Here is a 2,208-nt window from a genome sequence, read left to right as displayed (position 1 = left end):
GCCCGGATCGCCGCGGCGCCGACCGTGCCGGATCCGGGTTCGAGGTGGTGGAGGCTCCAGGCCTGCGGGTCGTCGCCGTCGATCGCGACGAGGCGCGGCGGCGCCGGCGGCAGGGTCAGGGCGAAGCGGTCCAGCGGCAGCGACAGGCCGGCACCCAACGCCTTCACCACCGCCTCCTTGCGCGTCCACAGACCGGTGAAGGCGAGACCGAGCGCCTCCGACGTCAGGGCCGCCAGCGCCTCGGCTTCCCAGGGCGCGAAGTGCGCGCGGGCGATGCGCAGGACGTCCGGGATCGGGCGGACCGCCTCGACATCGACGCCGATCGCGGCCGTGGGCGAGACCCCGACGAGGGCGCGGGTGCCCGAATGCGACAGGTTGAAGCGCAGGCTCCCGGCCAGCGCGCCGGCCAGCTCCGGCTTGCCGGCCGGCCCCGCCGTAAAGGCGAGCGCGTCGCCCCCCAAGCCGAGGGCCGGGGCGAGGATCAGGCGCAGCGCCGAGTGGCTCGCGCGAAAACGGTCGCGGTCCTCCACACGCAGGAAGCGATCCGCCCGGGCGGCCTCGTCGGGCGAAAGCCACGCGTCGCAGCGCGCGAGCTGGCCCGCCGACAGGGCGAGATCGATGCTCCACACCCGGATCGCCGTGCTGGGTCCGGGTTCGGTGATGACCCAGGCTCCGTTCACAAGACATACGCCGAAGCCGGCAACGCGTACTTCCCTCCCCCTGAAGCGGGGGAGGGTGACCCGCGCAGCGGGTCGGGAGAGGGGAGCGCCGTATACGGCACCGTCGCTCCCCTCTCCCGACCCTCGCTGACGCGAGGCCCGCCCTCCCCCGCAGAGGGGGGAGGGAGGAGCCGCCCGCGATTCTTTCCGACTGTTCAGAGCCTCCCATGCGCCTCGATCTGAGCCCGCGCGCCCGGCGCTCGGCCGTGCTCTCGGCGCTGTCGCCGGTCATCGCCTTCGCCGGCGCCGTGCTCGTCGGCGGGATCGCGGTGGCTTTGCTCGGCGTCGCGCCGGGGGCCGCGTTCACGACCTACTTCGTCATCCCGCTGAGCGAGGTGTGGTCGCTGCAGGAGGTGGCGCTGAAGGCGGCGCCGCTGGCGCTGGTCGCCACGGGGCTGGCCTTCTGCTTCCGGGCGAGCCTGTGGAACATCGGCGCCGAGGGCCAGTTCGTGGTCGGCGGCCTGGCCGGCGGCTGGATCGGCGTCGCGACGCAAGGGGCGGAGGGCTTCACGGCCTGGATCCTGCCGACGATGCTGGCCGCCGGCACGCTGGCGGGCCTCGCCTACGCGATGATCCCGGCGCTCCTGAAGGTCCGCCTCGGCGTTTCGGAGATCCTGACCATCCTAATGCTGGTCTACGTCGCGGAGCTGCTGCTCGACTACATGGCCCGCGGGCCGTTGCGCGATCCGGCGGGCTTCAACTTCCCGCAGAGCGTGCCGTTCGATCCGGCGGCGCGGCTGCCCTACCTGATGGAGGGCGACACGCTGCATGCCGGCGTGCTGATCGCGCTCGCCGCCGTGATCGTCGCGACGCTCGTCCTCGCCCGGACGCTGTTCGGCTTCGAGGTTCGCGTCGTCGGCGCCGCGCCGCGCGCGGCGCGGTTCGCGGGCTTCAGCGACGCCCGCCTGACGCTCGCCGTCTTCGCGATCTCGGGGGCGGCGGCCGGGCTCGCCGGCATCTGCGAGGTGGCCGGCAAGATCGGCCAGCTGCAGCCGACGATCTCGCCGGGCTACGGCTTCACCGCGATCATCGTCGCCTTCCTCGGGCGGCTGTCCCCCCCCGGAATCCTGGTCGCCGCCGGGGTGATCGCGCTGACCACGATCGGCGGCGAGTCGGCCCAGATCGACCTGAAGCTGCCGCTCGACCTCACCCGCGCGTTCCAGGGGCTGCTGCTCGCCTTCGTGCTCGGGGCGGACGTGCTCGCCCGCTACCGCGTCCGGCTCGTGCCGGGCGGCCCCCGGCGGACCGCGTGAGGCGCCGGGCATGGTGAGAAGGCGGCCATGACCCTCGACATCGTCCAGATGGTGCTCGTCACCGTGCTGACCGCGGCCACGCCCCTGATACTGGCCGCGATCGGCGAGCTGGTGGCGGAGCGCTCCGGGGTGCTCAACCTCGGCACCGAGGGGATGATGGTGCTCGGCGCCGCCGCCGGCTTCGCGGTCGCCACCGAGACGGGCTCGACGCTCGCCGGCGCGCTCGGCGGCGCCGG

General features: G+C 74.0%; 2 protein-coding genes and 1 pseudogene. 2 read left to right on the top strand and 1 reads right to left on the bottom strand.

From position 1 onward, the window contains the following. Window positions 1–629: 4'-phosphopantetheinyl transferase superfamily protein (locus FV223_RS25800; RefSeq protein ID WP_246689814.1), on the bottom strand; the 629-nt coding region annotated here is incomplete at its 3' end. Window positions 630–886: 257 nt separating this feature from the next. Here FV223_RS25800 and FV223_RS25795 point away from each other — a divergent pair. Both FV223_RS25795 and FV223_RS25790 read left to right on the top strand, forming a co-directional pair. Then, the gene (locus FV223_RS25795) at window positions 887–1,972 is read left to right on the top strand and encodes an ABC transporter permease (RefSeq protein ID WP_147729607.1); all 1,086 of its coding nucleotides are present in this window, start codon (window positions 887–889) and stop codon (window positions 1,970–1,972) included. A gap of 27 nt (window positions 1,973–1,999) precedes the next feature. Next, window positions 2,000–2,208: pseudogene (locus tag FV223_RS25790) on the top strand (ABC transporter permease); the annotation flags it as partial.

This window comes from Methylobacterium sp. WL116 (assembly GCF_008039455.1).
Classification (GTDB): domain Bacteria; phylum Pseudomonadota; class Alphaproteobacteria; order Rhizobiales; family Beijerinckiaceae; genus Methylobacterium.
This window is presented reverse-complemented; position numbering and strand designations above follow the sequence as displayed.